This window comes from Spirillospora sp. CA-128828 (genome assembly GCF_050945415.1).
Lineage (GTDB): Bacteria > Actinomycetota > Actinomycetes > Streptosporangiales > Streptosporangiaceae > Spirillospora.
The window spans coordinates 2,957,431-2,984,200 of record NZ_CP191986.1 but is presented as its reverse complement, the minus strand read 5'-3'; the positions used below and the strand labels follow the sequence as shown (position 1 = coordinate 2,984,200).

At 72.7% G+C, this 26,770-nt stretch carries 26 protein-coding genes; 13 read left to right on the top strand and 13 right to left on the bottom strand.

Features of this window, described 5'->3' with window-relative positions:
- Positions 1-4 precede the first annotated feature (4 nt).
- From ACQPXG_RS14870 to ACQPXG_RS14840, 7 genes are all read left to right on the top strand, one after another.
- Positions 5-313: a DUF6703 family protein gene (locus tag ACQPXG_RS14870; protein WP_433468258.1), complete on the top strand. Its 309-nt coding sequence runs from the start codon at positions 5-7 to the stop codon at positions 311-313.
- 32 nt (positions 314-345) lie between these two features.
- Entirely contained in the window at positions 346-1,296 is a 951-nt protein-coding gene (locus ACQPXG_RS14865) for a metal ABC transporter substrate-binding protein (protein ID WP_433468257.1), read from the top strand.
- Positions 1,293-2,012, top strand: coding sequence for a metal ABC transporter ATP-binding protein (locus ACQPXG_RS14860; RefSeq protein ID WP_433468256.1), 720 nt, complete (start codon positions 1,293-1,295; stop codon positions 2,010-2,012). The genes ACQPXG_RS14865 and ACQPXG_RS14860 overlap by 4 nt, the downstream gene beginning before the upstream one ends.
- Positions 2,009-2,908 carry a metal ABC transporter permease gene (locus ACQPXG_RS14855; RefSeq protein ID WP_433468255.1) on the top strand — a complete coding sequence of 300 codons (900 nt, stop codon included), beginning with the start codon at positions 2,009-2,011 and terminating at the stop codon, positions 2,906-2,908. The genes ACQPXG_RS14860 and ACQPXG_RS14855 overlap by 4 nt, the downstream gene beginning before the upstream one ends.
- Positions 2,905-3,291, top strand: coding sequence for a Fur family transcriptional regulator (locus ACQPXG_RS14850; protein WP_433468254.1), 387 nt, complete (start codon positions 2,905-2,907; stop codon positions 3,289-3,291). The genes ACQPXG_RS14855 and ACQPXG_RS14850 overlap by 4 nt, the downstream gene beginning before the upstream one ends.
- A 224-nt stretch (positions 3,292-3,515) precedes the next feature.
- Entirely contained in the window at positions 3,516-5,129 is a 1,614-nt protein-coding gene (locus ACQPXG_RS14845; RefSeq protein WP_433468253.1) for a M4 family metallopeptidase, read from the top strand.
- Positions 5,130-5,245: 116 nt separating this feature from the next.
- Complete coding sequence (locus tag ACQPXG_RS14840; protein WP_433468252.1) at positions 5,246-5,671, top strand: OsmC family protein; 426 nt, start codon at positions 5,246-5,248, stop codon at positions 5,669-5,671.
- A gap of 60 nt (positions 5,672-5,731) precedes the next feature.
- Here ACQPXG_RS14840 and ACQPXG_RS14835 read toward each other — a convergent pair whose 3' ends face one another.
- Both ACQPXG_RS14835 and recO read right to left on the bottom strand, forming a co-directional pair.
- Positions 5,732-6,538, bottom strand: a complete 807-nt coding sequence (locus tag ACQPXG_RS14835; protein ID WP_433468251.1) for an isoprenyl transferase — start codon at positions 6,536-6,538, stop codon at positions 5,732-5,734.
- Complete coding sequence (gene recO / locus ACQPXG_RS14830) at positions 6,535-7,311, bottom strand: DNA repair protein RecO (RefSeq protein ID WP_433468250.1); 777 nt, start codon at positions 7,309-7,311, stop codon at positions 6,535-6,537. The genes ACQPXG_RS14835 and recO overlap by 4 nt, the downstream gene beginning before the upstream one ends.
- Before the next feature lie 185 nt (positions 7,312-7,496).
- On the opposite strand from recO, the gene ACQPXG_RS14825 reads away from it, so the two are divergent.
- Positions 7,497-8,537, top strand: a complete 1,041-nt coding sequence (locus ACQPXG_RS14825; RefSeq protein WP_433468249.1) for a M4 family metallopeptidase — start codon at positions 7,497-7,499, stop codon at positions 8,535-8,537.
- 2 nt (positions 8,538-8,539) lie between these two features.
- Positions 8,540-8,794, top strand: coding sequence for a protealysin inhibitor emfourin (locus ACQPXG_RS14820; RefSeq protein ID WP_433468248.1), 255 nt, complete (start codon positions 8,540-8,542; stop codon positions 8,792-8,794).
- A 44-nt stretch (positions 8,795-8,838) separates the two neighbouring features.
- On the opposite strand, the gene ACQPXG_RS14815 is transcribed toward ACQPXG_RS14820, so the two are convergent.
- The 4 genes from ACQPXG_RS14815 to ACQPXG_RS14800 form a co-directional block, all read right to left on the bottom strand.
- Entirely contained in the window at positions 8,839-10,035 is a 1,197-nt protein-coding gene (locus ACQPXG_RS14815) for an erythromycin esterase family protein (RefSeq protein ID WP_433468247.1), read from the bottom strand.
- A gap of 252 nt (positions 10,036-10,287) precedes the next feature.
- Positions 10,288-12,000: a 2-isopropylmalate synthase gene (leuA, locus tag ACQPXG_RS14810; protein ID WP_433468246.1), complete on the bottom strand. Its 1,713-nt coding sequence runs from the start codon at positions 11,998-12,000 to the stop codon at positions 10,288-10,290.
- Between the two features lie 242 nt (positions 12,001-12,242).
- On the bottom strand, positions 12,243-13,019 hold the full coding sequence (gene ddaH / locus ACQPXG_RS14805; protein WP_433468245.1) for a dimethylargininase: 777 nt from the start codon (positions 13,017-13,019) through the stop codon (positions 12,243-12,245).
- A 1-nt stretch (position 13,020) separates the two neighbouring features.
- Positions 13,021-13,632 (bottom strand): hypothetical protein, encoded by a 612-nt coding sequence (locus tag ACQPXG_RS14800; RefSeq protein ID WP_433468244.1) that lies wholly within the window; start codon positions 13,630-13,632, stop codon positions 13,021-13,023.
- A gap of 101 nt (positions 13,633-13,733) precedes the next feature.
- Here ACQPXG_RS14800 and ACQPXG_RS14795 point away from each other — a divergent pair, with 101 nt between their 5' ends.
- On the top strand, positions 13,734-14,558 hold the full coding sequence (locus ACQPXG_RS14795) for a hypothetical protein (protein WP_433468243.1): 825 nt from the start codon (positions 13,734-13,736) through the stop codon (positions 14,556-14,558).
- Between the two features lie 30 nt (positions 14,559-14,588).
- On the opposite strand, the gene era is transcribed toward ACQPXG_RS14795, so the two are convergent.
- The 3 genes from era to ACQPXG_RS14780 form a co-directional block, all read right to left on the bottom strand.
- Positions 14,589-15,512 carry a GTPase Era gene (gene era / locus ACQPXG_RS14790; RefSeq protein ID WP_433468242.1) on the bottom strand — a complete coding sequence of 308 codons (924 nt, stop codon included), beginning with the start codon at positions 15,510-15,512 and terminating at the stop codon, positions 14,589-14,591.
- Positions 15,513-15,711: 199 nt separating this feature from the next.
- A complete protein-coding gene (locus tag ACQPXG_RS14785) occupies positions 15,712-19,089 on the bottom strand; it encodes a BTAD domain-containing putative transcriptional regulator (protein WP_433468241.1) in 3,378 nt (1,125 codons plus the stop codon).
- A gap of 52 nt (positions 19,090-19,141) precedes the next feature.
- Complete coding sequence (locus ACQPXG_RS14780; RefSeq protein ID WP_433468240.1) at positions 19,142-21,274, bottom strand: MMPL family transporter; 2,133 nt, start codon at positions 21,272-21,274, stop codon at positions 19,142-19,144.
- Positions 21,275-21,406: 132 nt separating this feature from the next.
- Here ACQPXG_RS14780 and ACQPXG_RS14775 point away from each other — a divergent pair, with 132 nt between their 5' ends.
- A complete protein-coding gene (locus tag ACQPXG_RS14775; protein WP_433468239.1) occupies positions 21,407-21,742 on the top strand; it encodes a cytidine deaminase in 336 nt (111 codons plus the stop codon).
- An 86-nt stretch (positions 21,743-21,828) separates the two neighbouring features.
- Here ACQPXG_RS14775 and ACQPXG_RS14770 read toward each other — a convergent pair whose 3' ends face one another.
- The 4 genes from ACQPXG_RS14770 to ACQPXG_RS14755 form a co-directional block, all read right to left on the bottom strand.
- A complete protein-coding gene (locus ACQPXG_RS14770) occupies positions 21,829-23,169 on the bottom strand; it encodes a hemolysin family protein (protein ID WP_433468238.1) in 1,341 nt (446 codons plus the stop codon).
- Positions 23,169-23,645 carry an rRNA maturation RNase YbeY gene (ybeY, locus tag ACQPXG_RS14765; protein WP_433468237.1) on the bottom strand — a complete coding sequence of 159 codons (477 nt, stop codon included), beginning with the start codon at positions 23,643-23,645 and terminating at the stop codon, positions 23,169-23,171. Before ybeY ends, ACQPXG_RS14770 begins: the two co-directional genes overlap by 1 nt.
- Complete coding sequence (locus ACQPXG_RS14760) at positions 23,642-24,718, bottom strand: PhoH family protein (protein WP_433468236.1); 1,077 nt, start codon at positions 24,716-24,718, stop codon at positions 23,642-23,644. Before ACQPXG_RS14760 ends, ybeY begins: the two co-directional genes overlap by 4 nt.
- 121 nt (positions 24,719-24,839) lie before the next feature.
- A complete protein-coding gene (locus tag ACQPXG_RS14755) occupies positions 24,840-25,184 on the bottom strand; it encodes a histidine triad nucleotide-binding protein (protein WP_433468235.1) in 345 nt (114 codons plus the stop codon).
- A gap of 301 nt (positions 25,185-25,485) precedes the next feature.
- Between ACQPXG_RS14755 and ACQPXG_RS14750 the strand changes: the two genes are divergently transcribed.
- A complete protein-coding gene (locus ACQPXG_RS14750; RefSeq protein WP_433469970.1) occupies positions 25,486-26,073 on the top strand; it encodes a SigE family RNA polymerase sigma factor in 588 nt (195 codons plus the stop codon).
- Complete coding sequence (locus ACQPXG_RS14745; protein WP_433468234.1) at positions 26,070-26,765, top strand: hypothetical protein; 696 nt, start codon at positions 26,070-26,072, stop codon at positions 26,763-26,765. The genes ACQPXG_RS14750 and ACQPXG_RS14745 overlap by 4 nt, the downstream gene beginning before the upstream one ends.
- Positions 26,766-26,770 lie beyond the last annotated feature (5 nt).

The window sequence follows — 26,770 nt, the reverse complement described above, 5'->3', positions numbered from 1 at the left end:
GCACGTGGAGACGAAAGGTGAGCGGGGAACGGGGCTGCGGGCCGTCGTCGAGCGGCGCAGCGCGGCGGCGGTGGTGTTCCTGCACCGGCTGCCGCGGTGGATCCTGCTCGCCGCGGTGTTCGTACTGCTCGTGATCGGCATGGCCGGGACGGGCTGGGTGGCCGCGGCCGGGCTGCTGGTGCTCGCCGCGGCGCTGGGCTGGTTCGCCTATCTCAACTGGCCCTCGCTGGACGGCTCGGGCCGGGTGCTGCGGCTCGTCGCGCTGGCGGTCCTCGTGGGGTTCGCCCTGGGGCGCGGCATTGGCCGGTTTTGACAACCATTTTCATCTTCGTCCATAATCGCGACGTGTCCCGTGTCCGCAGGCCCCTCCGAGCCCTGCCCGCGACGGCCCTGGCCCTGGCCGGGCTCGCGGCGGGCCTCACCGGCTGCGCCGACGCGGACGCGGACGTCCCGCCCGGCAAGGCCGCCGTCGTCGCGTCCTTCTACCCGATGGCGTGGCTGGCCGGGAAGGTCGGCGGGGACGACGTCTTCGTCCGGACGCTCACCAGGCCCGGAACGGAGCCCCACGACCTCGAACTGACCGCCCGGCAGGTCGCGCAGGTCGCGGACGCCGACTTCGCCGTCTACGTCAAGGGCGTCCAGCCGGCCGTCGACGACGCCGTCCGGGGGCATGCGAAGGCCAGGTCGCTCGACGCCGCGAGCCTGGTGCGGACGCTGCCGCCGCCCGGCGAGACCGACGACGAAGAGGCCCACGACGGGATACGGCACCGGGAGGCGTCCTACGACCCGCACATCTGGCTCGACCCGAGCCGGATGGCGACCGTGGCGACCGCGCTCGGCGACCGGCTGGCCGCCGCCGACCCCCGCCACGCGTCCGGCTACCGGGAACGCGCACGGTCCACCGCCGAGGCGCTGACCCGGCTCGACCGCGAGTTCCATGACGGCTTGGAGTCCTGCGCGCGGCGCGAGATCGTCACCGCGCACGCCGCGTTCGGCTACCTGGCGGACCGCTACGGGCTGCGGCAGATCCCGGTCGCCGGCGTCGACCCGTCCGGCGAACCGTCCCCGAAGCGGCTGGCCGGGCTGACCCGGCTGGTGTCCGCCACCGGCGCGACGACGATCTTCACCGAGACGCTGGTCAGCCCGAAGGCCGCCGAGTCGCTGGCACGGGAGGCGGGCGTGCGCACGGCCGTCCTGGACCCGGCCGAGGGCGTCGAGGACGGCGCGTCCGGCGACTACATGACGATCATGCGACGGAACCTGGGGACCCTGCGTCCCGCCCTGGAGTGCACATGACCGAGGACACCGCTCCGCCGTTCGCGATGACCGGCGGGCTCGTCCGGCGGGACGGCCGCGAGGTGCTCGCCGGCATCGACCTGCGGGTGGGGGCCGGCGACGTGCTGGCGATCCTCGGGCCGAACGGGGCGGGCAAGTCCACGCTGGTCAAGGCGCTGCTCGGGCTCGTCCCGCTGGCCGCCGGCCGGACCGAGATCTACGGCGAGCCGCCCGCCCGGTTCCGGGACTGGAAGCGGATCGGCTACGTCCCGCAGCGGCTGCCGATGGGCGGCGGCGTGCCGGCGACCGTCCGGGAGATCGTGGCGTCCGGGCGGGTGGCGCGGCGGTCCCGGTGGCGGCCGGCGCCGTTCGCCGACCGGGCGGCCGACCGCGCCGCCGTCGACCGCGCATTGGAGACGACCGGCCTCACCGGACGCGCCCGGGACTCGGCGCACCTGCTGTCGGGCGGCCAGCAGCAGCGGGTGCTCATCGCCCGCGCCTTGGCCGGGGAGCCCGACGTCTTCGTGATGGACGAGCCGACCGCCGGCGTGGACGCGGGCAGTCAGGCGGCGCTCGCGTCGGCCCTGCACGGGCTGGCCCGGGACGGACGAACCGTCGTCCTCGTCGCGCACGAGCTGGGGCCGATGGAACCGCTCGTCACCCGCACCGTCGAGCTGGGCCACGGCCGCGTCGTCCGCGAGGCCGGCGTCCCGCAGACCCTCGAAAGGCCCGCGTGAGCGAGATGCTGCAGTACGACTTCATGCGCGTCGCCCTGGTGATGGCGGTGCTCATCGGGCTGAGCGCCCCTGCCGTGGGGACGTTCATCGTCCAGCGCAGGCTGTCGCTGCTCGGCGACGGCATCGGCCACATCGCGCTGACCGGCATCGGGCTCGGGCTGCTCACCAGCACCTCCCCCGTCCTCGGCGCGCTGGTCGTGTCCGTCGTCGGCGCCGTCGCGATCGAGGTCCTGCGGGCCCGCAGCCGCAGCGGCGCCGACGTCGTGCTCGCCCTGCTGTTCTACGGCGGCCTCGCGGGCGGCGTGATCCTGACCAACGCCAACGGCGGCGGGTCGGCGAGCCTGCAATCCTACCTGTTCGGCTCGATCAGCAGCGTGACGGCGGCCGACCTGTACGTGGTCGCGGGGCTCGCCGCGGTCGTGCTCGCCATCGTCGCGCTGTTCGGCCGGGAGCTCTTCCTGCTGTGCCAGGACGAGGAGGTCGCGCGGGCGGCCGGGCTGCCAGTCCGGTTCCTCAGCGTGCTGATCGCGGCGACCGCCGCGGTCACCGTGGTGATCTCGATGCGCGCGATCGGGCTGCTGCTGGTCAGCGCCCTGATGATCGTTCCGGTGGCGGCGGCGCAGCAGCTCACCCGCGGGTTCTGGAGCACCATGCTGGGCGCTATGGGGATCGGTGTACTGTCGGCCGTGACGGGCCTGGCGGGTTCCTTCCAGTACGATCTCCCCCCGGGCCCCTCGATCGTGCTGCTCGCGCTGGCGGTGTTCGTGGTCGCGGTCGCCGGGGGTTCGGTGGTGCGCCGCAGGCGCGCCCGCGCCGCCGCGGCCGGGGACGCCGTCCCCGCCGGGCCCGGCGTCGAGAGCCGCATGGATGCCGAGGCGGAGGTGCTAGGGGGATGACGACGGCCCGCCGGGACGCGGTCCGGCAGGTGCTCGCGGGCTGCGAAGGCTTCCGCAGCGCGCAGGACATCTACGCCGACCTGCGCGCCGACGGCTCCAAGATCGGCCTCACCACCGTCTACCGGGCGCTGCAGGCGCTCAGCGACGCCGGCGAGGTCGACGTGCTGCGCACCGACGAGGGCGAGGCCGTCTACCGCGCCTGCCGTACCGAGCAGCACCACCACCATCTGGTCTGCCGCGGCTGCGGCCGGACGGTCGAGGTCGAGGGCCCGGCCGTGGAGCGCTGGGCGGACGCGATCGCCGCCGAGCACGGCTTCGTCGAGATCACCCACACGGTCGAGGTCTTCGGGACGTGCGCCGACTGCAGCGCCCGGGCCTCCTGACCCGCCCCTCCCCCCGATGGGTCCTTCCGACGAGGGGTTTCTGAACGCCGGCTGAAGGTCCGCTGACCGGCGGCAAGGCTCGCAGTTCACACGCTCCGTAGGCGTTTCTTGGCAAATTGTCACATCTACTTCTGAGTAGCTATATGTCATAAATGTCCCGTCGCCACGGCTGGCCCGACGGCGGGCCTCGGGGGAGTGCGTGGCGCCCGCACGAGAGGGCGTTCATGACAAGACGGGCGTTCACCAGCCGAAGGGCCGTGCTCCTGGCCTCGGCGACCCTGCTCGCGGCGAGCGGCACCGCGCTGCCCGCGTCGGCGCGGCAGGCACCGTCCCCACCCGGCCCGCGGGCCGCCGCGGAGCACGCGCTGCGCGCGCTCACCGGACGCGGCGCCGAGGTGCGCGGCGGCGCCGGCCAGGCGTTCCAGGTGGTCCGGGTCACGATGGACCGGGACGGCACCTCCCACACCCGGATGACCCGGACCTACAACGGCACGCCCGTCCTGGGCGGCGACATCGTCGTCCACCAGACGGCGTCCGGCAAGTGGCGCGGCAGCAGCCTCACCCTCGCCAAGGCGCCCGCCGACTCCAGCCCGCAGGTCTCCGCCAAGACCGCCGAGAAGCGCGCCGTGACCAAGCAGCGCAAGGTGGACGGCTCCCCCGCGCTCGTCTTCGAGTCGCGCACCGCGGACCACCGGCCGCACCTCGCCTGGCGTGTGCAGACCGTCGGCAAGCAGGCCGACGGGACGCCCAGCCGCGTGTTCACCTCGGTCGACGCCGCGACCGGCAAGGTCCTGCTGCGCGAGGAGACGGTCCGCACCGAGGCCGGCGACGGCAAGTCGCTCTACACCGGGACGGTCCCGCTGGAGACGACGAAGTCCGGCAGCACGTACCAGCTGAAGGACCCGACGCGCGGCGGCACCTACACCGGAGACGCCGAGAACAAGACCGACCTCTGCTTCCTCCTCTGGTGCATCCAGCGGGCCCCCGCCACGCTGTTCACCGACGCCGACAACCACTGGGGCACCGGCACGACCTCCAGCCGCGCCACCGTCGCCGTGGACGCCCAGTTCGGCACCAGCATGACCTGGGACTTCTACAAGAACGTCTTCGGCCGCTCCGGCATCGCCGGCGACGGCAAGGGATCGTTCAACCGCGTCCACTACGACAACGGCTACGCCAACGCGTTCTGGGACGACTCGTGCTTCTGCATGACCTACGGCGACGGTGACGGCTCCCAGCTCGGCCCGCTCACGTCCCTGGACGTGGCCGCGCACGAGATGAGCCACGGCGTCACGAGCTCGACCGCCAACCTCACCTACAGCGGTGAGTCCGGCGGGCTGAACGAGGCGACGTCCGACATCATGGCCGCCGCCGTCGAGTTCTACGCGAACAACGCCAACGACAAGGGCGACTACCTGGTCGGCGAGGAGGTCGTCCTGCCCGCCTTCGGGCAGCCCGCGCTGCGCTTCATGGACAAGCCCAGCAAGGACGGCAGCTCCGCCGACTCCTGGTCGTCGAACACCAAGAACCTCGACGTGCACTACTCCTCGGGCGTCGCCAACCACTTCTTCTACCTGCTGTCCGAGGGCAGCGGCGCGAAGGCGATCAACGGCGTCTCCTACAACAGCCCCACGTCCAACGGCTCCACCGTCACCGGCATCGGCCGGGACGCCGCCACGAAGATCTGGTACCGGGCGCTGACCACGTACATGACGTCCTCGACCGACTACAAGGGCGCGCGCACCGCGACCCTCAACGCGGCCAAGGACCTCTACGGCGCGGGCAGCACCCAGTACAACACCGTGGCCGCCGCCTGGTCCGCGGTGAACGTGAGCTAAGGCTCCCGTCCCCGGGCGCAACGCCCCGCACCGGCCGCTAGAAGGTGAGCCGCCGGCGCGGGGCGTTACGGCGGTTCGGGTGATCCGCTCACCCGGCCATGGTGAAGAATCGGGGCATGGCTACGACACGTACCGCAAACGCGCATTGGGAAGGCTCTCTGCTGGAGGGCCAGGGGACCGTTTCGCTGGATTCCTCGAAGCTCGGCACCTACGACGTGACCTGGGCATCGCGGTCCGAGGAGCCGGGCGGCCGGACGAGCCCCGAGGAGCTCATCGGCGCCGCGCACTCCACCTGCTACTCGATGGCCCTCTCGCACGCCCTCGCGGGCGCCGGGACCCCGCCGGAGAAGGTGGACACCAAAGCCGAGGTCACGTTCCAGCCGGGCGAGGGCATCACCGGCGTCCACCTGACCGTCCGGGCGAGCGTGCCCGGCCTGTCCGCGGCCGACTTCGAGAAGTTCGCCCAGGACGCCAAGGCAGGCTGCCCGGTAAGCAAGGCCCTGGCAGGCACCACGATCACCCTCGACGCCAGCCTGGTCTAGGACGACTCGGCGGCGAGAACCGGCGCACCAAGCCCGGCCGCCGCACGCATTGGTGGTTGGTCAGGCGCTCCCAGGCGCCTGCCCAACCACCAAGGAATTAGGCACCGCTCCGCCGTAGCGGCGGTCGCGGGAGGCGTAGATCTCGCAGGCGTGCCACAGGTGGCGCCGGTCGAAGTCGGGCCAGAGGGTGTCGAGGAACACCATCTCCGCGTAGGCCGACTGCCAGAGCAGGAAGTTGGACGTGCGCTGCTCCCCCGATGAGCGCAGGAACAGGTCCACGTCCGGGATGCCGGGCTCGTCCAGGTAGCGGGCGAAGACCTTCTCGTTGATCTTGTCGGGGTTGAGCCGGCCGTCCCGGACGTCCCGGGCGATCGCCGCCGCCGCGTCCGCGATCTCGGCGCGGCCGCCGTAGTTCACGCAGAACTGCAGGGTGAGGATGTCGTTGTGCCGCGTCATCTCCTCGGCCGTCTCCAGTTCCTTGATGACGCTGCGCCACAGCCGCGGCCGCCGGCCCGCCCACCGCACCCGCACGCCCATCGAGTGGAGCTGGTCGCGGCGGCGGCGGATCACGTCCCGGTTGAAGCCCATGAGGAAGCGCACCTCGTCGGGCGAGCGCTTCCAGTTCTCCGTCGAGAACGCGTACGCCGACAGATACGGGACGCCGAGCTCGATGGCGCCCATGATCACGTCGAAGAGCGAGTCCTCGCCGCGCCGGTGCCCCTCGGTGCGGGGCAGCGCGCGTTCCTTGGCCCAGCGGCCGTTGCCGTCCATGACGATGGCGACGTGCCGCGGCACCAGGTCCGCGGGGATCGGGGGCGGCGTCGCGCCGTCCCGATGCGGTTCCGGAGGCGATACGGCCCTGCTCAAACTCTCTCCCTGTCGGTGTCGTCGTCGCGCGCTTCACCGCGCGTCTCGCGTTCCACATGGCGCAGCGAACGGATCCCGTGCTCCAGATGCCACTGGAGGTAGGCGGCCACCAGCCCGCTGGTCTCCACCCGGTGCCGCTGCTCGCTGCCGTCGGCGTACTCCCAGTCGCCGCGCAGCAGCGCCAGCATCAGCGCGAACGTCGGCGGCGCCGGGGTGGCGGCGCCCGGCCGGCGGCAGTTCGCGCACACGGCGCCGCCCGCCGCGATGGCGAACCCGCGCAGCCCGCCGCGGCCGCCGCACCGGCAGCACTCGTCGAGCGCGGGCGCCCAGCCCGCGACCGACAGTGAGCGCAGCAGGTAGGCGTCCAGGACGAGCCGGGGGTCGTGGGCCCGCTCGGCGAGCGTCCGCAGCCCGCCGACCAGCAGCAGGAACTGCCGCAGCGCGGGCTCGCCCTCCTCGCTCGTGAGCTTCTCCGCCGTCTCCAGCATCGCCGTCCCCGCCGTGTAGCGGGGATAGTCGCTGACCAGCGCCTCACCGTACGGGCGCAGCGTCTCGGCCTGCGTGATCAGGTCGAGGGAGCGCCGCTCGTACAACTGGAGGTCCACGTGCGTGAACGGCTCCAGCCGCGCGCCGAACCGGGACTTGGTCTTGCGGACCCCCTTCGCCGCGGCGCGGATCCGGCCGGTGCGCCGGGTCAGCACCGTCACGATGCGGTCGGCCTCGCCCAGCTTCTGGGTGCGCAGGACGATGCCTTCGTCGCGGTACAGGGTCACCCGTTCATTCTGACGCACGCCGCCGGATGCGTCGGCGCAGCGTCCGGGCATCTCCCCAGGATCTTCACAAGTCGCCCGGGCGATGTCGCTGCGCTGCATAACAATCACGTACCGTGACCGGATTCGGCCGTAGCGTCCCGCCGAAAGTTGTGGCTCGAATCACAAGGAACTGGCAGCGTTGTGGCATGAGATGCCACATCGTGCCACCGCACATGCTGGAGCGGATCGCCCGCGACGCCGACGACCCGGCGATGCGCGACCGAGCCCGACGTACGCTGGCGCTCACCTCCGCGCAGTTCACCGAACGCCGGACGACCGCGGCCGGGGCCCCCTCCCCGTCCGAGGACTTCGTCCCCGACCGGACGATCAACGACGCCGGGCACGGCGAGGAACTGCCCGGCCGGACCGTCCGGGCCGAGGGAGCCCCCGCCACCGGCGACCAGACCGCCGACCGCGCCTACGACTGGCTCGGCGCCACCTTCGACTTCTTCGAGGCGGCGTACCGGCGGAACTCGATCGACGGCGCCGGGCTCAAGATGATCTCGACGGTCCACTACGGCGAGAAGTACGACAACGCGTTCTGGAACGGCGAGCAGATGGTGTACGGGGACGGCGACGGCGTCCTGTTCACCGACTTCACCGGCCCCCTCGACGTCACCGGCCACGAACTCGCCCACGGCGTCACGCAGTACACCGCGAACCTGGAGTACTACGGCCAGTCCGGTGCCCTCAACGAGTCCATGTCGGACGTGTTCGGCTCGCTCGTCAAGCAGTGGCATCTCGGTCAGACCGCCGATCAGGCCGACTGGCTCATCGGCCAGGGCCTGCTCGCCGCGAGCGTCCACGGCGTCGCGCTGCGCTCGATGAAGGAGCCCGGCACCGCCTACGACGACCCGCAGCTCGGCAAGGACCCGCAGCCCGCCCACATGGACCACTACGTCGAGACGTACCGCGACAACGGCGGCGTCCACATCAACTCGGGCATCCCCAACCACGCGTTCTACCTCGCGGCCACCGGCATCGGCGGCAACGCCTGGGAGAAGGCCGGCCGCGTCTGGTACGACACGCTCACCGGCGGCTCCCTGGCCACCGACGCCGACTTCGCCGGATTCGCCGCGGCGACGGTCCAGACCGCGACCGGGCTCTACGGCGCCGACGCCGTCGAGACCAAGGCGGTGAGCCGGGCCTGGACGGGGGTAGGGGTGCCCTTGGAGGCGAACGGATAGCAGTGAAAGTGACAGTCGTCCGCAGCGGGGGGTTCGCGGGAATCGAACGGCGCGCCGAGTCCGACAGCGTCAGCGATCCCATGCTGTCGAGGCTCGTCGGCCGCGTCGACCTGAAAACCGTCCCGCCGCCGGGCCGAATCCCCGACCAGTTCCTGTACGAGATCGACATCGACGGCGACCGGACCACCGTCGGCGAGGCCCAGCTCCACGGCCCCCTCCGCGAACTCGTCCACCACGTCCTCGGCCGAGCCCGCTGAGCGTGCCGCTCCGCCCCTGGCGGTCGGGCCGGGGGTGGGAGCGGCTAGGGCCGCGGGACGTCCTTGATGAACACGATCCCGTCGCTCCCGGCCAGGTGGTCCGGGTCGAGCGGGGAATAGCCGTAGTAGGGGGACACGCGAGGGACGGGAGGCTCGTCGCCGATGGCGGTGGCCAGGCGGCGGGCGTCGATGAGGCGGCGGTCGTCCGGGAGGGCGTACAGAAGGCCTTCGACGGTGTCGCGGGGCGGGGCGTCCACTCCATGGTGCCGGATCGTGCCCAGGGCGGTGGCCAGGAAGGCGTACTCCTGGCCCAGGCGGGTGCTCACGAGCGCACCGGCACCCCACCACTCCACCGGCGGGCCGCCCATCCGCATCGTGCTCTTGGCACGCTGGAGATGACCGTTGTGGCCGTTGACGAACGCCGCACCTCGTTCGGCGATGGCGAGGAGATTCCCGGCCATCATCTGGCTGCGCAGGCCCACCAGCCACGCCATGCGGGCGGATGAGGTGTCGGCCATCCAGAAGTGGTAGCGCAGCAGGCCGGTGGCGGTGCGGCCGTACAGGCGCGCCCGGTCCCGGTCGTCCCGCGAGGCGGCCGAGTCCGGCGCCTGCCCGTCGAGCAGCACCACGAGGTCGTCGGCCAGCAGCCGCAGCTCCCTGGCGTCGGACGAGCGCCCCACCGACCGGGACGGGTCCATCATCGCGCCGGGATCGGTCCACCGCTCGTCGGCGCCGAGCAGGCGGTCGAGCGTTTCCGCGGTGCAGGGGAGCAGGTCGGCGTCCACCCGGGACGCGAGGTGACCGTGGAGCGCGGTGAGGGCCTGCCGCGGGCTCGCGGCGTGAGTGATCTCCAGCGGGCCGTCGAAACCGGCGAAGCGCACCCGCTCGGACGCGGGCCGGCCGTCGTTGTGGTCGCGCATCCAGCGCACGAGTTCGCGGTTGCCCGCGAACGCGCCCCACCCGTGGCTGAAGCCGCGCTCCATGGCCTCATCGAGGGTGCCCTTGCCGGAGGTGACGTAGTCGTCCACGACCAGGCCCATCATGCAGTCGCTCTCGATCGCGAACGTCCGGTAGCCCTCGTGCTCGACGAGCCGGCGGAAGAGGTCGTTCCGCACGTCGAGCAGGATGTCCGCACCATGGGTGGGCTCGCCCAGACCGAGCAGCCGCGGCCGGGCCGGGAGCAGGCTCATGACGGCGGCGGCGTCGACGGCATGGGCGGCGTCCTTGATTCCGGTAACCATGACTTAAACGGTATCGTTGAAGCTCGTTTGGAGACTTTGTAGCGATCTTGCCGAGGTCATGGCTGAAAAGCCTCAAACAGCTGGTCGCATGAGTGATCCCGGCTCGCTGTGAGCAAAGGTCAGAACGGCGAAAGCCGCCCTGCGTGAGGGCGGCTTTCGTACGACCTGAAAGGGGAACGTCAGGCGGTCCGTCGGGCACGTGACGGCGTCCAGCCCGCCTGCGAAGATCACCCCGACATGCGGGGCTCGTCGTTACGCTTCTTGCGCGCGGGCCACCCGGTTGACGGCGGACAGCATCGCCTTGAGGGACGCGGTGACGATGTTGCCGTCGATGCCGACGCCCCACACCGTGGTGCCGTTCACGTCGCACTCGACGTAGGCGGCCGCGCGCGCGTCGCCGCCCGCGCTCATCGCGTGCTCGGCGTAGTCCAGCACCCGGACGTCGACGCCGACCGTGGCGAGGGCGTCCTCGAACGCCGAGACGGGGCCGTTGCCGACGCCCTCGATCTCGCGGATCTCGCCGTCCACCCGGACGTCGCAGCTGAGCGCGTCCTTCTCGTCGACCAGGGACGTCGTCCGGTGGGCCAGCAGCCCCGCGCGCGGTCCGTTCGCGAGGAACTCCGACTCGAAGATCTCCCACATGCGCTCGGCGGTGACCTCGCCGCCCGCGCTGTCGGTGTGCTCCTGCACGACCCGGGAGAACTCGATCTGCAGCCGGCGCGGCAGCTCCAGCGAGTGCTCGGTCTTCATGATGTAGGCGACGCCGCCCTTGCCGGACTGGCTGTTGACCCGGATGACGGCCTCGTACGTCCGGCCGACGTCGTGCGGGTCGATCGGCAGGTACGGGACCTCCCAGCCGTACTGCTCCACCGGTGCCCCGGCGGCCTCGGCGTCGCGCTTCAGATGGTCGAAGCCCTTGTTGATGGCGTCCTGGTGGGAACCGGAGAACGCGGTGTAGACCAGGTCGCCGCCGTAGGGGTGCCGCTCGTGGACGGGCAGCTGGTTGCAGTACTCGACCGTCCGGCGGATCTCGTCGATGTCGGAGAAGTCGATCTGCGGGTCGACGCCCTGGGTGAACAGGTTCAGCCCGAGCGTCACCAGGCACACGTTGCCGGTGCGCTCGCCGTTGCCGAACAGGCAGCCCTCGATGCGGTCGGCGCCCGCCATGTAGCCCAGCTCGGCGGCGGCGACGGCCGTCCCGCGGTCGTTGTGCGGGTGCAGGGACAGGATGACGGAGTCCCGGTAGGCCAGGTTCCGGCTCATCCACTCGATCTGGTCGGCGTAGACGTTCGGGGTGGCCATCTCGACCGTGGCCGGCAGGTTGACGATGACCTTCTTGTCCGGGGTCGGCTTCCACACGTCGTTGACGGCGTTGCAGATCTCGACGGCGTACTCCAGCTCGGTTCCGGTGAACGACTCCGGCGAGTACTGGAAGAAGATCTCGGTGTCGCCCATGTCCTCGGCGAGCTTGGCGCACAGCTTGGCGCCCTCGACCGCGATCGCGGTGATGCCGTCGCGGTCCTGCCCGAACACCACGCGGCGCTGCAGCGTGCTGGTGGAGTTGTACAGGTGGACGATCGCCTGCTTGGCACCGCGGACCGACTCGAAGGTCCGCTCGATCAGCTCGGGACGAGCCTGCGTCAGCACCTGGATGACGACGTCATCGGGGATGCGGTCCTCGTCGATGATCTGCCGGACGAAGTCGAAGTCGGTCTGGCTGGCCGCCGGGAACCCGACCTCGATCTCCTTGTACCCCATCCGTACCAGCAGCTCGAACATCTTGAGCTTGCGGTGGGCGTCCATCGGGTCGATCAGCGCCTGGTTGCCGTCGCGCAGGTCCACCGCGCACCAGCGCGGAGCCTCGGCGATCACACTGTCGGGCCATGTGCGGTCGGTCAGCCTGATGGGCGCGAAGGGCTTGTAGCGCTGGAAGGGCATACCGGAAGACTGCTGTTGCGGATACATCCGTTGAGATCTCTCTGCTCGAACCTCGCGGCCGACGTCCACGTCGAAGTCCCGCAGCGAGGGAGCCGACCTGGTTACAGGCCCCCGCTGCGGCCGCTAAGGAGGAGCAGCTCACGCAACACGTTCGCCAAGTTAACAGATGCCATCCGTGTTACGGAAACGACGTCCGGATTCTGAGACGTCCCTGCCCCTCCGCCGTCCCATCCAGAACGCCGTCCGGTCGGCGGGCCATTCCCGGCGGGTCAGGGGACGAGCACGGAGAGGCAGGTCACGCAGCCGTCGAGGGCCTCGAACTCGCTGATGTCGACGCTCGTGACGCGCAGCCCGTCCTCCGCGAGCCGCGCGGCGGTGCGCGGCGCCGATGCGGACATGAGCACATGGTCGGGCCCGAGCACCACCACGTGGGCGCCCTCCGGCTCCTGGACGACGCGCAGGAACGGCAGCACCGAGGTGTCCACCATGTCGGGGACGCCGATCAGCTCGCCGTCCGGCAGCGCGGTCATCGCCGACTTCAGGTGCAGGCAGCCGCTGATGTCCACCGGGACGACCTTGCGCCCGCCCAGCAGATGTGCGAGCCGGCAGATGCCCTCCTCGTTCGTCCGGTCCCCGCGTCCGACGTAGACGGTGTCGCCCACGGCGAGGACGTCCCCGCCGTCGAGGGTGCCCGGCGCCTCGATCCGCTCGACCCGCAGGCCGAGTTCCCGCGCCGCCTGCTCCGCGCCCGCGACCTCGTCCCGGCGGCGCTCCTCCCCGGACCGGCCGAGGATGGCCAGGTCGCCGAAGACGAGCAGGGCGTCCTCGATGAACACGGCGTCGGGCAGGTCGTCGGCGGGAGCGACGGCGCGGACCTGCCAGCCGGCCGACCGCAGCGCCGCGACGTAGGCCTCGTGCTGGCGCGCCGCCAGGGCGGCGTCCACCGGACGGGGCACCGCATGCGTGACGATCCCCTCGGCGAGGCGCGGGCCCGGCTCCCGGACCAGCGCCCGGCCGGCCGCGTTCGGGCCGGTGGCGGGATTCATCTCAGCGTGCCGCCCCTTCCGTGGTCACGATGACACCGAGCGCGTAGGCGCGGGACATGCCGAGCAGGTCCGCGACGCCGTGCAGGGCGAGCCGCTCCCCCTCGCCGAGCGAGCCGTCCGCGAGCCCGATCCGGACGGCCTGCGCGAGGAACCACTCCTTGGCCTCCACCGCGAGCAGGACCCCTGCCTGGGCGACCTCCTGCTCCAGGAACGTCCGGCGCAGCGCGAGGTCGGCGTCCACGGCGTCCCCGTCGTACTCGGGCTCGCCGTACCCGGTCACCGTCGTGATCGCGCGGGCGCGGGCCGCGGCGTCGGAGGGGTCCCCGGCGCGCAGCACCAGGGCCGCCGCCGCGCGCATCCCCGCGGCGAGCGCCTCGGCCATCTGCCGCGCGGTCGGCGTCCGCAGCGCCGAGACGGGGAAGCGCCCGCGGCACGTCCGGCATTCCACGGCATGGGCGAGCCGCCACAGCGGCACCATCGGGACGAAGAACACCGAGAACCAGCGGCGCCCGGCGCGCCTCCGGTAGGCACGGTCACCCCCGCACTGCGGGCAGTGGAACGTCCCCTCACTGACAGTGCGGAACACCGCCGTCAGCCCGAAAACGAGCAACACCGGGGCTCTCCTCCCATAACGGACCTCGTTCCAAACTACCGATCCCCGGGCCCCGACGTGGCCGTCCCGGCCAATGCCGCGCCTGCGTTTACGCTGGGTTCATGACCGGTGACCTGGGATCCGACGCGGAACGGGCGCGCCCGCGCCCGACCTTCCTGCCGCCCGTCGACGGCTATCCGCCACAGCCCGGCGACCCGGCCGAGGCCGCCGTCGCCGAGCCCGGCCCGTATCCGCCGCGGCGCGGCACCGCCTGGATCGCCGCCGTGATCGCCGCCGCGTCGACGCTGCTGGTGTCGGCGTTCCTGCCATGGGCGCGCGCCGAGGTCGTCGTCGACCTGTTCGGACGCACGCTCACCCGCGACATCGGCAGTGTGGCGGGCATCGACGCCGACGACATCGTGCTCGCCGTCCCGGTCCTCGCGGTGATCGCGATCGCGCTGGCCGCCTGGGACCTGATCGGACGGGACGCGCGGATCGGCACGCTCGCCGCCGTCCCCGGCATGCTCGCCCTGCTGGTCTCCGGCGTCTTCGTGCTGCGGCTCGGCGACGTCCGCGACCGGCTGCCCGCCACCGGCCTGGACGTCGGCTACCAGATCACCGTCCGGTACGGCTGGTACCTCGCGGTCATCACGTCCCTGTTCGTGGTGGGTTTCAGCCTGGCCCGCCCCATCAGCGAACGGGTGTCGAAGACGCAGGGGCAAGCAGACCAGAACCCTGCGCAGTACCTCTACACGGACCAGCAGTACGCCGGCTGGCAGTACGCCGACCAGGGGTATTCGACCGGCGAATACCCCGCATGGCCCTCAGAAGACGAGGCGTGGGGCCGCCGCGAACCCGCGGGGGAAGAGACCCCACCGAATCAGGGAGACCCCCAGAAGGATCGGGATCCCTCCGAGGAGGCGCCCCCGGGGCACGAGCCGAAGTGACGGTCGCTTCGGCTCCGCCCAGGGCGCGGGTCAGTCGGGGAAGCCGAGGCGGCGGAGCTGTTTGGGGTCGCGCTGCCAGTCCTTCAGGACGCTGACGCGCAGATCGAGGAAGACCTTGGAGCCGAGCAGCGCCTCGATCTGCCGCCGCGCGGCCGCGCCGACCTCGCGCAGCCGCGCGCCCTTGTGCCCGATGATGATGCCCTTCTGGCTGGGACGCTCGACGAACAGGTGCGCGTAGACGTCGATGAGATCGTCGCGGCCCTCGCGCGGGGCCATCTCGTCCACGACGACGGCGATCGAGTGGGGCAGCTCCTCCCGGACGCCCTCCAGCGCGGCCTCGCGGATCAGCTCGCCGACGAGGACCTGCTCAGGCTCGTCGGTCAGGTCGTCCTCCGGGTAGAGCGGCATGCCCTCCGGCAGGTGGGAGATCAGCAGGTCGCCGGCCAGGCCGACCTGGAAGCCGCTCTCGGCGGAGCACGGCACGATGTCGGCGAACTCCCCCAGCCCGCCGACCGCGAGCAACTGCTCGGCGACCCGCTCGGGCGCCGCCAGGTCGGTCTTGGTCACGATCGCCACCACGGGCGTCTTCTTCACCCCCGCCAGCTCCCGGGCGATGTACCTGTCCCCCGGCCCGACCGGCTGGTCCGCGGGCACGCAGAACCCGATCACGTCGACCTCGGTCAGCGTCGACCGGACGAGGCTGTCGAGCCGTTCCCCGAGCAGCGTCCTCGGCTTGTGCAGGCCGGGCGTGTCGACCACGACGAGCTGGGCGTCCGGCCGGTGCACGATCCCCCGGACGGCCCGCCGCGTCGTCTGCGGACGACTGCTGGTGATCGCCACCTTGGTCCCCACCAGGGCGTTCATCAGCGTCGACTTGCCCACATTCGGCCGCCCGATGAAACAAGCGAAACCGGCCTTGTAGCCTGCGGGCACATCACTTCCCAGAGCTGTCACCCCCCAATTGTCGCCCACCCCAAGCCCGCAACGCCCCCGAAGACCCCCACGGCCCGAAGCTCAGCCACAACCACGGGCCGGGCGGCCGCAGCGACACGTCACGACCGGCACGGTCACAAGGCCCTCAGCCGTGGCGTGAGGATCGACCGGCTCGTGCCGGGGGTTCCAGGGGGTCACCCCCTGGGCTAACACAGCACGGTCACGCCGCACCCGCACCGTGGCGTGAGGATCGACCGGCTCGTGACGGGGGTTCCAGGGGGTCACCCCCCTGGGCGGACACAGCCTTCTCGACCCAGTAGGCGGCGCCGAGGCGGCCGGCCACCTCGGCCGCCCTGCGGTAGTGGGCGGCGGCGACGGTCGCGGGGCGTCCCAGGTAGTGGGCGAGATCGCCGAGGATGTGCGCGACCGGGCCGACCGTGGCGACGGCGGTGGCGCCGCCGGTGAAGTGATCCTCGTACGGCAGCAGCGCGGCGTAGGCGTCCTCGGCCATGGGACGGTCGTCGAGCGCCACGGCGCAGAGCCCGCGGATCGCCATGGTGAGGTCGAAGAAGTAGTCGAGCCGGACGGGTCCCGCCCCGGACGCGACCCGCCGGGCCTCGGCGGTGCGGCCGGCGGCGGCCAGGGCGAGGGCGTGCACGTCCGCGGTGGCGGCGACGTGCCCCCACTGCTCGTGCAGCCAGGCGGCCTCGTCCAGCATCTCCCCGGCCCGGCCCTGGACGACCCGCAGGCAGAACGGGCCGAGGACCGCCATGCCGCGCTCGCTGAACCAGATCCGGGTCCGGCCGATGGCGGCGCCGACCTCCGCGAACGCCCGTTCGGCCTCGTCGGCCGGCGCGGCGAAGGCGCGCACCAGGCCCTCGTACCAGTCCGAGATCCGGGCGAGCAGCGGCAGCCCGTACTGGTCGGCCAGCCGCCGTCCCTCCGCGAGGCTCCGGTGCGCGGCGGGCAGGTCCAGCGCGGCGACGTTCGCCTGCTGCAGTTGCAGGTGGGCGAGGACGCGGTAGGTGCCGAGGTCGTGCTCGGTGGCCAGGTCGAGCAGCTCCGACGCGATCCGGATCCGCCCGGCGAGCCCGTCCGCGGAGCGGTAGTGGTTGATGTAGGCGCCGTTGAGCGCGGCGGCGATCAGTTCCGGCGCGTCCAGTGCACGGGCCGTGCGCAGCGCCTCCTCGGAGGCCCTGGCACCCCGGTCGTGCTGCTCGCCCTCCAGTTCCATCGCGAGCGTGGTCAGCAGCCGGACGCGCAGTTCCCGCTCGTCCGCCGGGAGCCGCGCGAGCGCCTCGTCGGTCGCGTCCACCACGGCCTGGTCGAGGCTGCCGTACTCGCGGCTCGTCCACAGCGTGGGGACGTCGAAGCCCGCGATGATCCGCGCGAGCAGCCGGACGTCGCCGAAGGCGCGGGCGTCGGCGATGGCGGCGCGCCGCCGGTCCCTGGCGTCCACGACCTGCCCGGCGAGCGCGGTCGAGCGGATCGCGGCGGCCTCCGCCTCCAGCCGGTCCCGGGTCGCCTCCGGCCCCTGCGCGCGCAGCGTCTCCACGGTCCGGACCCACAGGTCGGCCGCGGCGGCGTGCGCGTAGCGGGCCTCGGCGGCCGCGGCGGCACGGCGGGCGTACCTGACGGCCCTGGCCGGGTCCGTGCCCGCTTCGAGGTAGTGGTGCGCGATCGCGGCGGCCTCGTCGGGGGCGTGCCGTTCGAGGGCGGCGGCGACCCGGCCGTGCAGCCGGGTCCGGCGGGCCCGCGAGACACCGTCGTAGAGGGTGTCGCGGACGAGCGCGTGCGCGAACCGCATCCGGCCGGGCGCGGGCTCGGTGACCAGGCCGGTGCCGAGGCCCGCCTCGACGGCGTCGATCACCGTCTCCTCGCCGCCGGCCAGGTCGGACAGGACGCGCAGGTCCGCGTCCCGGCCGATGACGGCGGCGTCCCGCAGCACGGTCTGGACCGGGCCCGGGAGCCGGGCGATGCGGCGCCGCAGCACGTCCCCCACACCGGCGGGCACCTGGCGCGTGGCGGCGGACAGGCCCTCGGCGTCCAGCAGCCGGGCCGTCTCCCGGGTGAAGAACGGGTTGCCGCCGGTCCGTTCGGCGATCGCGGTCAGCTCGGCGTCGTCCAGGGCGGTGCCGCACGTGGCGCGGACCAGCACGGCGACCTCGGCCGGCGACAGCCCGCCCAGCTCGATCCGCGCGGGCTCGCAGCGGGCGAGCGCGGCCAGCGCGGCGGCGAGGCCGTCCGGGACCTCCGTCTGCCGGAACGTGGCGAGCAGCAGGACGCGACGGTCCCGGAGCCTCCCGGCGAGCCGCACCAGCAGGGCGAGCGTCTCCTCGTCGGCCCAGTGCAGGTCGTCCAGGACGAGCAGGAGCGGCGCCGTTTCCGCGACGCCGGCGAGGTAGTCGCCGACGGCCAGGTGGAGCCGGAACCGCCCGGTGCCGACGTCGCCGCCGGCGGGGCCCGTGACGGCGTCGTCCAGCAGCGGGCCGAGGCGCTCGATCAGCTCGCCGGCGGGCGGGGCGGCGGTGGCCAGCTCGCGCAGCAGCTCGGCCCAGGGCCAGGCCGCGGGTGCTCCCCCGGTCTCCGGAGCCCGCCCCCAGGCGCAGGTCCAGCGCCGGCCGGCGAGATCGCGCGCGAGCCTCTCGGCGAGCGCGGTCTTGCCCATGCCCGCGTCGCCGCCGACCAGGACGACGCCGCCGCGGCCCGCCTCGGCGCCGCGGGCGGCGTCCTCCAGGCGGGCCAGTTCCTGGACGCGCCCCACGAAGGCGGGGCCCTCCATGGGCTCGGGCGCCAGCCGCAGAGCCGGACGGACCGGCACCGGTTCCGTCCCGCCCAGCGCCGGCGACTGAGCGAGGATGTCGGTCTCCATGCGGCGCAGGGCCGGGCCGGGGTCGACGCCGAGTTCCTCGGTCAGCGTCGCCCGGGCGCGGCGCAGGGCGGCGAGGGCGTCGCCCTGCCGTCCGGCCTGGTAGAGGGCGAGGGCCAGCAGCCGCCACGCCTCCTCGCGCAGCGGGTTGTCGGCCGCATGGGCCTCCAGGTCGGGGACCGCCTCGGCGGCGGACGCGAGCCGGAGCATCGCCGCGCCCCGCCGCTCGACGGCGAGGCGGCGCCGCTCGTCCAGGCGGGCGGCCTCGGCGGCGGCCCACGGCAGGTCGGCGAACTCGGCGTAGGCGGGCCCGCGCCACTCCGCGAGCGCGGCCTCCGCGCGGCGGCGCGCCTCCGGCGGGTCGCCGGGCAGCAGCTCGGCGGCCTCGTCGATCAGCGCGTCGAACCGCCACGCGTCGACGGCCCCGTCCGGCAGCCGGAGCGCGTAGCCGGGCGGCTCGGTGACGAGGACCCGCGCGGGCGTGCGCGGCGGGCGGTCCGGTTCGAGGGCGCGGCGCAGATGCGAGACGAAGGACTGCAGGCCGGCGGCGGCGCGGGGCGGGGCCGTGCCCGCCCACAGGTCGTCGACGAGCCGGTCGGCGGGCACCATCGCGCCCCGCGCGGCGACGAGGCGCGCGAGGACGGAGCGCTGCCGGGGACCGCCGAGGTCGGCGGCAACCCCCGCCACCTCGGCGCCGAAGGCCCCGAGAACGCGTACGACAGGCGACATGTCCCGATCAGCCTAACCGGGACATGCCGCACCATCGTGATCACTCCCCCGGTTACGCGTTGCTGGGCTCGGGCTCCCGCTCGGCGGTCCCGGCAGGCTCGGCCCCGCCGTGCAGATCGATGTCCGGCAGGACGCGGGCGAGCGGCCGCGGCAGCCACCAGTTCGCGCGCCCGAGCAGCGCCATCGTGGCGGGCACCAGCACCAGCCGGACGACCGTCGCGTCCAGCGCCACGGCGACCGCGAGCCCGACCCCCATCTGCTTGATCACCAGCCCGGGGTCGGCGGCGAAGCCGAGGAACACCGCCACCATGATCAGCGCCGCGCTGGAGATGACCCGCCCGGTCGCGGCGAGGCCGCTGGTGACCGAGCCGCGCGCGTCGCCGTGCAGCAGCCACTCCTCCCTGACCCGCGAGAGCAGGAAGACCTCGTAGTCCATGGACACGCCGAACAGGACCGCGAACATCAGCAGCAGGATGAACGACGACACCGGCACGCTGTGCGGCAGGCCGAGCAGCCCGGCGCCCCAGCCCCACTGGAACACGGCCGTCAGCACCCCGTACGCGGCGCCGATCGACAGCAGGTTCATCGCGGCCGCCTTCAGCGGCGCCAGCAGCGACCGGAACACGATCATCAGCATGATGAAGGACGTGGCGACGACCGCGCCGATCACGGGCCAGAGCCGGTCGGACAGCATCCGGGACAGGTCCACGTAGGCGGCGGTCAGCCCGGTGATCTCCGTCCCCGGCGGCAGGACGTCCGCGCGGATCCCGTTGACCAGTCCGGTCACCCGCTGGTCCTGCGGCCCGTACTCCGGCGTGACGATGATCACGGCGGCGTCGCGGCGCGGGGACAGCTGGGGCGGCGACACGGCCGTGACGCCGTCCGTGCGGGCGAGGCGCTCCCGCAGGCCCGGCAGGGCGCCCTGGTCCGTCTTCTTCAGGTCGACCGCGACGATCAGCGGGCCGTTGGCCCCGTCCCCGAACCCGTCCGCCACCAGGTCGTACGCCTGCCGGACGGTGTTGGACGTCGGCTCGCTGCTCGCGTCGCTCGGCCACGTCCGCATGCCGAGCGCGGGCGCGGCGAGCGTGAGCATCAGCACGGACGCGGCGAGCAGCCACGGCCACGGGTGCCGCCCGACATGCCCGGCCCACCGCCGCACCCGCGGCGACTCCACGCTGATCGTCGCGCCGGCGGCCCGGTCGCGGCGGCGCAGCACCCGGCGCCCGGCGAGGCCGAGCACGGCGGGCAGCAGCGTGACGGCGCTCAGCACGGTCGCGGCGACGACGAGGCCGGTGGTGAAGCCCATCGTCATGAAGACCGGGATCCGGGACAGCACCAGCCCGCACAGCGCCAGCAGCACCGTGAACCCCGCGAAGAGCACCGACAGGCCGGCGGTCGCGATGGCGCGGCCCACCGACTCGGGGACGTCGAGCCCCTCCGCCAGGCCCTCGCGGTGCCGGGTCAGGACGAACAACGCGTAGTCGATGCCGACGCCCAGCCCGACCATGGTGGCGAGCGTCGGCGCGGTGGTCGCGACGTCGGTGAACGCGGCCAGCAGCGTGATCCCCGACACGCCCGCGCCGAGGCCCGCCAGCGCGACGGCCAGCGGCAGCCCTGCCGCGACCACCGACCCGAACGCCAGCAGGAGGATGATCAGCGCGGCCACGATCCCGATGCCCTCGGCGACACCGCCGGGCGCCGTCACGTTCTCGGGGACCTGGCCGCCGAACTCCACCTGGTAGCCGGCCGCGTCCAGGTTCCGTGTCGCCGACCGCAGCAGGTCGAGCGTGTCCTTGGGCTTCAGGTCCGTGACCGGCACGGAGTACCGGACGGTCAGCAGCGCGGTCGCGCCGTCCTTCCCGACCTGCGCCGGATCGACCTCGCTGACATGCGGCAGCCCGCGCAGCTCGCCGGACGCCGCGGCCAGCTTCGCCTGGTCGACCGTCCCGGACTTCGCGTGCACGACGACCCGGGCGTCCGCCCCGGACAGTGCCGGGAACCGTTCCTTCAGCAGGTCGGTGGCCTGCTGCGAGCCCGTCCCGGCCAGCGTGTAGTTGTCGTGCAGGGCGCCCCCAGCGACGCCGGCCAGGCCGGCCATCGCCGCCACGAGCACCAGCCACACCACGATGAACCGCCAGGGCCGCAGGGCGGCGGCCTTCCCCAGGCGGTAGAGCAGTCGGGACATCACTTCTCCCCCAGAACGACATTGTTCGACGCCCTACAGCCTCACGCGCGCCCCTTGCCGTCCACTTGGCACCGACTTGCGGACCTCAGTACCGCCCGCCGTGCCCCCGCGCGGTCCCCGTACGCTGGGGGCGTGAGCGAGCTGAACGCCGAGGACGCGAAGATCATCACCCTGGCCAGGTCGGCGCGGGCCCGCACGGGTGCCGCCGAGGGCGCCGCCGTGCGCGACGAGACGGGCCGCACCTACTCCGCCACGAGCGTGGACCTGCCGTCCCTGAAGCTGTCGGCCCTTAAGGTCGCGGTCGCGATGGCCGTCTCCAGCGGCGCCGAGGACCTGGAGGCCGCCGCCGTCGTCACCACCGCCGAGACGCCGGACCCCTCGGACGTCACCGCCGTCCACGACCTCGGCCCCAAGGCTCCCGTCCTCGTGGCCGCCCCCGACGGCACCCTCCGCACCACCCTCACCTGACTGACCCGCGTCCCCGCAAGAACGTGCCGGGCCAGCCCTTGCCGGGCTTGAAGCTCACCGCAGCGCCACGCCACAAACCCGCACGGTCACGACGGACCCGCACCGTGGCGTGAGGATCGACCGGCTCGTGACGGGGGGTCCGGCGGGTCGCCCCTCCGGATGAGCACAGTCCCGATGCGGTTGCGGCGGCCGGCGATGGTCTCGGCCTTCAGGGAGAGGACGGGGCCGTCCTCGCCGGTGGCGATCTCGGCGGTGGAGCCCTCGATGGGGACGCGGCCGAGGGCGTGGGCGAGCAGGCCGCCCACCGTCTCGACGTCCTCGGCGTCGATCTCCACGTCGAACAGCTCGGCGAGGTCCTCCACGGGGAGCCGGGCGGTGACGCGGGCGGCGCCGTCCTCCAGCCAGGTCACCGGCGGGATCTCCACGTCGTACTCGTCGGTGATCTCACCGACGATCTCCTCCAGGATGTCCTCGATGGTGACGAGGCCGGCGGTGCCGCCGTACTCGTCGATGACGATCGCGACATGGGTCTGCCGGGCCTGCATCTCGCGCAGCAGCTCGTCGATCGGCTTGCTGTCGGGGACGTAGGTGGCCGGCCGCATGACGGAGTCGACCGTCTCGACCGACTCGCCCTCGCGGTGCTCCTGGCTGCGGCGGACGACGTCCTTGAGGTAGGCGATGCCGACCACGTCATCCTCGTTCTCGCCGACGACGGGGATGCGCGAGAACCCGCTGCGCAGCGCCAGCGACATCGCCTGCCGCAGGGTCTTCGTGCGCTCGATGAACACGATGTCGGTGCGCGGCACCATCACCTCGCGGACGAGGGTGTCGCCCAGCTCGAACACCGAGTGGATCATCTCCCGCTCGACCGGCTCGATCAGGCTGCGCTGCTCGGCGAGGTCGACCAGGTCGCGCAGCTCGGCCTCGGACGCGAACGGGCCCTCCCGGAAGCCCTTGCCGGGCGTCAGCGCGTTGCCGAGCGCGATCAGCAGCCGGGGCAGCGGCCCGAACACCCGCGTCACCGGATGGATCACCGCGGCGCCGGCCAGCGCGATCCGGTCGGCGTGCTGGATGCCGAGGGTGCGCGGCCCGACCCCGATCACCACGTAGCTGACCACGATCATGATCGCGGCGGCGGTGACGTAGGCCCGCCAGGTCTCGTCCAGCCAGGAGATGCACAGATCGGCGACGATCACGGTGGCGACCAGCTCGCAGCCGATCCGCAGCAGCAGCACCATGTTGACGTAGCGGGCCGGGTCGGCGACGACCTCGGCCAGCCGTACCGCGCCGCGCCGCCCCTCCCGGAGGGCATCCTCGACGGTGACGCGCGACACGCGGGCGAGCGCCGCCTCGGTGCCGGCCAGCAGGCCCGCCATGAAGACCAGGCCCACCGCCAGGGCGGACAGCCACGCCTGCGCGGTGTTCATCAGCCGCCGCGTTTCTCCCGCCAGGAGGTGAGGAGCTCGGCCTGCAGGCCGAACATCTCCCGGTGCTCCTCCGGCTCGGCGTGGTCGTAGCCGAGGAGGTGCAGGATGCCGTGCGCGCACAGCAGCTCCAGCTCCGCCTCGGTGCCGTGCCCCGCCTCCCGCGCCTGCCGCTCCGCGACCGCCGGGCACAGGACGACGTCGCCGAGCAGCGCGGGGTCCGTCTCGCCCTCCTCGTCCGCGCCGCCGGACATGTGGCCGGGGCGCAGCTCGTCCATGGGGAAGGACAGCACGTCGGTGGGGCCCGGCTCGTCCATCCACTTCTCGTGCAGCTCGGTCATCGCGGCCTCGTCGACCAGCAGCACCGACAGCTCCGCCAGCGGATGGACGCGCATCCCGTCGAGGACGTGGCGGGACAGGCCGGCGAGCGCCTTCTCGTCGACCGGGACGCCGGACTCGTTCAGCACCTCGATGGTCACTGCCGGCCCCGCTTGCGGGAGCCGCCGCGCGCCGCGCCCTGCTTGAGCTCGGGCACCTGCTTCTCGTCGAACCGGTTGTAGGCGTCGACGATGTCGGTGACCAGCTTGTGCCGGACGACGTCGCGGCTGTTCAGCCGGCAGAAGTGGATGTCCTCCACGCCGTCCAGGATCTCCTGCACGACGCGGAGCCCGCTCAAATGCCCGTTCGGCAGGTCGACCTGGGTGACGTCGCCGGTCACCACGACCTTGGACCCGAACCCGAGCCGGGTGAGGAACATCTTCATCTGCTCGGGCGAGGTGTTCTGCGCCTCGTCCAGGATGATGAACGAGTCGTTCAGCGTCCTTCCCCGCATGTACGCGAGGGGGGCGACCTCGATGGTGCCGGCGGCCATCAGGCGCGGGATCGAGTCGGGGTCGACCATGTCGTGCAGCGCGTCGTACAGCGGGCGCAGGTACGGGTCGATCTTCTCGTAGAGCGTCCCCGGGAGGAACCCGAGCCGCTCCCCCGCCTCGACGGCCGGGCGCGTCAGGATGATCCGGTTGACCTTCTTCTCCTGCAGCGCGCGGACGGCCTTGGCCATTGCCAGGTACGTCTTGCCGGTGCCCGCCGGGCCGATGCCGAACACGATCGTGTGCTTGTCGATCGAGTCGACGTAGCGCCGCTGGTTCAGCGTCTTCGGGCGGATCGTGCGGCCGCGGCTGGACAGCACGTCGAGGGTGAGGACCTCCGCGGGACGCGCGTCGGTCTCGCCGCGCAGCATCGCCAGGCTGCGCTCGACGGCGTCCGGGGTGAGCTGGGTGCCGCCCTTCAGCAGTTCGAGCATCTCGGTGAAGAGCCGGGAGACCAGCTCGGTCTCGTCCTCGGGGCCGGTCACGGTGATCTCGTTGCCGCGGACGTGGATGTCGATGTCGCTGCCGAACGCGCGCTCCACCGCATGGAGCAACTCATCCCGGGAGCCGAGCAGGCTCACCATCGAATGGTCGTCCGGCACCACGATCTTGATCTGTGGGCGCGAGCCTGCCGGGTCGTCGCGCCCCGTGCGAGTTGACCTCGTGTGAGTTGATTCGACCATCAGCCGGGCCTTGCGGCCTTCGGACCTGCCTTCTGTCTGCTCCGGGTGTCTGGGTGTGCCGGTTCCATCGTACCGACGACCCCCGACAGGCCACCGATGGTTTTCTCGCGGCGGAACCGGCTCAGCCGGGCGGCCAGTTCAGGCCACGTCCGCCCAGCACGTGGGCGTGCACGTGGAACACGGTCTGGCCCGCCTGGGCGCCGGTGTTGAACACGACCCGGTAGCCGGTCTCGGCGATGCCCTCGTCCACCGCGACCTGGTGGGCCTCGCGCACCATCTCGGCGAGCAGCTCGGCGTCGGAGGCGGCGAGCTCACCGACGGTGGGGTGGTGGTCACGCGGGATGACCAGCACGTGCGTGGGCGCCTGGGGGTTGATGTCGCGGAACGCGACGGTCCCCGCCGACTCCCGGACGATCTTGGCGGGCACGTCCCCGGAAACGATCTTGCAGAACAGGCAGTCGGTCATCTGTCTCCCCTCCAGTACGGTCCGTGACCGCCCCGGAATCCTATCGAGACCAGCGCGGGCATGGCTTCCCGCGCCGCGCAGTGGATAGGGTTTTCGGTGATCAACCTTCGGCGCCGGTCGGCATTCCGACCGGTCACTGGTTAAGGTTGTCAGCTCAAGGCGTACCCCCCGGTTCGCAAGGCATTGCGGCGCCCTCGCCCGGCCGGGGAACGCCCGGTTCACGCCGGCCGAGCGCGACCGTCCGAATGGACGGCGGGGGGCCGGCAAAGGCGGCGGATAGGTGACCGAGGCAAACCAGGACATGCCCTTTCGTAAACCGGACGACGAGGGTGCGCGTCCAACTGACGTGACCGAGACCCTCGTGGCCAGGGGCACGGCGGGAGCGGTGGCCGCCGCCTGGGATGCCGACCAAGCGGTGACCGCGCTCTACAGCGCCAACTACCGTTCGCTCGTGCGCCTTGCGGCCATGCTCGTCCGGGACGCGGGGACGGCCGAGGAGGTCGTCCAGGACGCGTTCGTCGCCATGCACGGCGGCTGGCGCCGGCTCCGCGATCCCGACAAGGCACTGTCGTACCTGCGCCAGTCGGTGGTCAACCGGTCGCGATCGGTGCTCCGGCACCGCGCCGTCGTCGAGAAGTACGCCCCGAAGGGCTTGCCGGACGCGCCGAGCGCGGAGGCCGGGGCCATCGGGGAGCTGGAACGCTCGGCGGTCATCGACGCGCTGTCCCGGCTCCCCGCCCGCCAGCGGGAGGCGCTCGTCCTTCGCTACTACGCCGATCTGTCCGAAGCGGAGATCGCCAACGCGATGGGCATCTCCCGCGGCGCCGTGAAGAGTCATACGGCGCGCGGCATGACCGCGCTACGCAACGTCCTGGAGCAGTTCTCATGACCACCGACCCCCACGACGAGCACGGCGAGATCCTGCGCCGCGCCCTGCACGCGGAGGCGGACTCGGTCAACCCCGCGGGCGACGGCCTGGAGCGCATCCGGGCCCGCATAGCCGACGGCCAGGGCCGCCGGTTCGGTCTCGGACGGTTCGGCCCGGCCCGCTTCGGGTTCGACCGGTTCACCGTGAACTGGGCGCGCCCCGTCCTCGCCGTGGCCGCCGCCGTCGTGATCGCCGGGATCGGCGTGACGGCCCCGCAGACGATCGACCTGATCCAGCAGTCGGTGGGCAGCAACAGCCCGTCCGGCGGCGGGCACGACAGCACCGACGGGGACCGGACGGGCGCCGGGGGCGGCCCGGAGTTCCCCGTCCCGTCGTCGGCGGGCGGCAGCGCGTCCGGCAGCCCGAGCACCTCGCAGACGCCGAGCCCGAGCACCTCGCCGGGTCTGTCGTCCTGCAGCATCCCGTCGCCCGGGGCCTCCGCGGCCACCGCCTCGCCCGGCACGGCGACCACCCCGGCCCCGGCCGCCACACCGTGCCCGAGCGAGACGCCGTCGCAGACGCCGACCACGACGCCGACGCCGCCCACGTCCACGACGCCCGACCCGGGCAAGCCGACCGACCAGCCGACGCCGCCCGCGTCGAGCGAGCCCGCGAACACCACCGAGCAGGGCGCGGCCGGGACCTCTCCCTGACAGGC

What these genes read in the sequence shown, in the direction of transcription:
- ACQPXG_RS14825 (WP_433468249.1), top strand. Translation starts at nt 7,497, where the DNA reads ATGAGATGCCACATCGTGCCACCGCACATGCTGGAGCGGATCGCCCGC.
- ACQPXG_RS14845 (WP_433468253.1), top strand. Translation starts at nt 3,516, where the DNA reads ATGACAAGACGGGCGTTCACCAGCCGAAGGGCCGTGCTCCTGGCCTCG.
- ACQPXG_RS14770 (WP_433468238.1), bottom strand. Translation starts at nt 23,169, where the DNA reads ATGAACACCGCGCAGGCGTGGCTGTCCGCCCTGGCGGTGGGCCTGGTC.
- ACQPXG_RS14840 (WP_433468252.1), top strand. Translation starts at nt 5,246, where the DNA reads ATGGCTACGACACGTACCGCAAACGCGCATTGGGAAGGCTCTCTGCTG.
- leuA (WP_433468246.1), bottom strand. Translation starts at nt 12,000, where the DNA reads ATGTATCCGCAACAGCAGTCTTCCGGTATGCCCTTCCAGCGCTACAAG.
- ACQPXG_RS14815 (WP_433468247.1), bottom strand. Translation starts at nt 10,035, where the DNA reads ATGGTTACCGGAATCAAGGACGCCGCCCATGCCGTCGACGCCGCCGCC.
- ACQPXG_RS14750 (WP_433469970.1), top strand. Translation starts at nt 25,486, where the DNA reads ATGCCCTTTCGTAAACCGGACGACGAGGGTGCGCGTCCAACTGACGTG.
- ACQPXG_RS14860 (WP_433468256.1), top strand. Translation starts at nt 1,293, where the DNA reads ATGACCGAGGACACCGCTCCGCCGTTCGCGATGACCGGCGGGCTCGTC.
- ACQPXG_RS14755 (WP_433468235.1), bottom strand. Translation starts at nt 25,184, where the DNA reads ATGACCGACTGCCTGTTCTGCAAGATCGTTTCCGGGGACGTGCCCGCC.
- ACQPXG_RS14745 (WP_433468234.1), top strand. Translation starts at nt 26,070, where the DNA reads ATGACCACCGACCCCCACGACGAGCACGGCGAGATCCTGCGCCGCGCC.
- ACQPXG_RS14785 (WP_433468241.1), bottom strand. Translation starts at nt 19,089, where the DNA reads ATGTCGCCTGTCGTACGCGTTCTCGGGGCCTTCGGCGCCGAGGTGGCG.
- ACQPXG_RS14795 (WP_433468243.1), top strand. Translation starts at nt 13,734, where the DNA reads ATGACCGGTGACCTGGGATCCGACGCGGAACGGGCGCGCCCGCGCCCG.
- ACQPXG_RS14780 (WP_433468240.1), bottom strand. Translation starts at nt 21,274, where the DNA reads ATGTCCCGACTGCTCTACCGCCTGGGGAAGGCCGCCGCCCTGCGGCCC.
- ddaH (WP_433468245.1), bottom strand. Translation starts at nt 13,019, where the DNA reads ATGAATCCCGCCACCGGCCCGAACGCGGCCGGCCGGGCGCTGGTCCGG.
- ACQPXG_RS14850 (WP_433468254.1), top strand. Translation starts at nt 2,905, where the DNA reads ATGACGACGGCCCGCCGGGACGCGGTCCGGCAGGTGCTCGCGGGCTGC.
- ACQPXG_RS14760 (WP_433468236.1), bottom strand. Translation starts at nt 24,718, where the DNA reads ATGGTCGAATCAACTCACACGAGGTCAACTCGCACGGGGCGCGACGAC.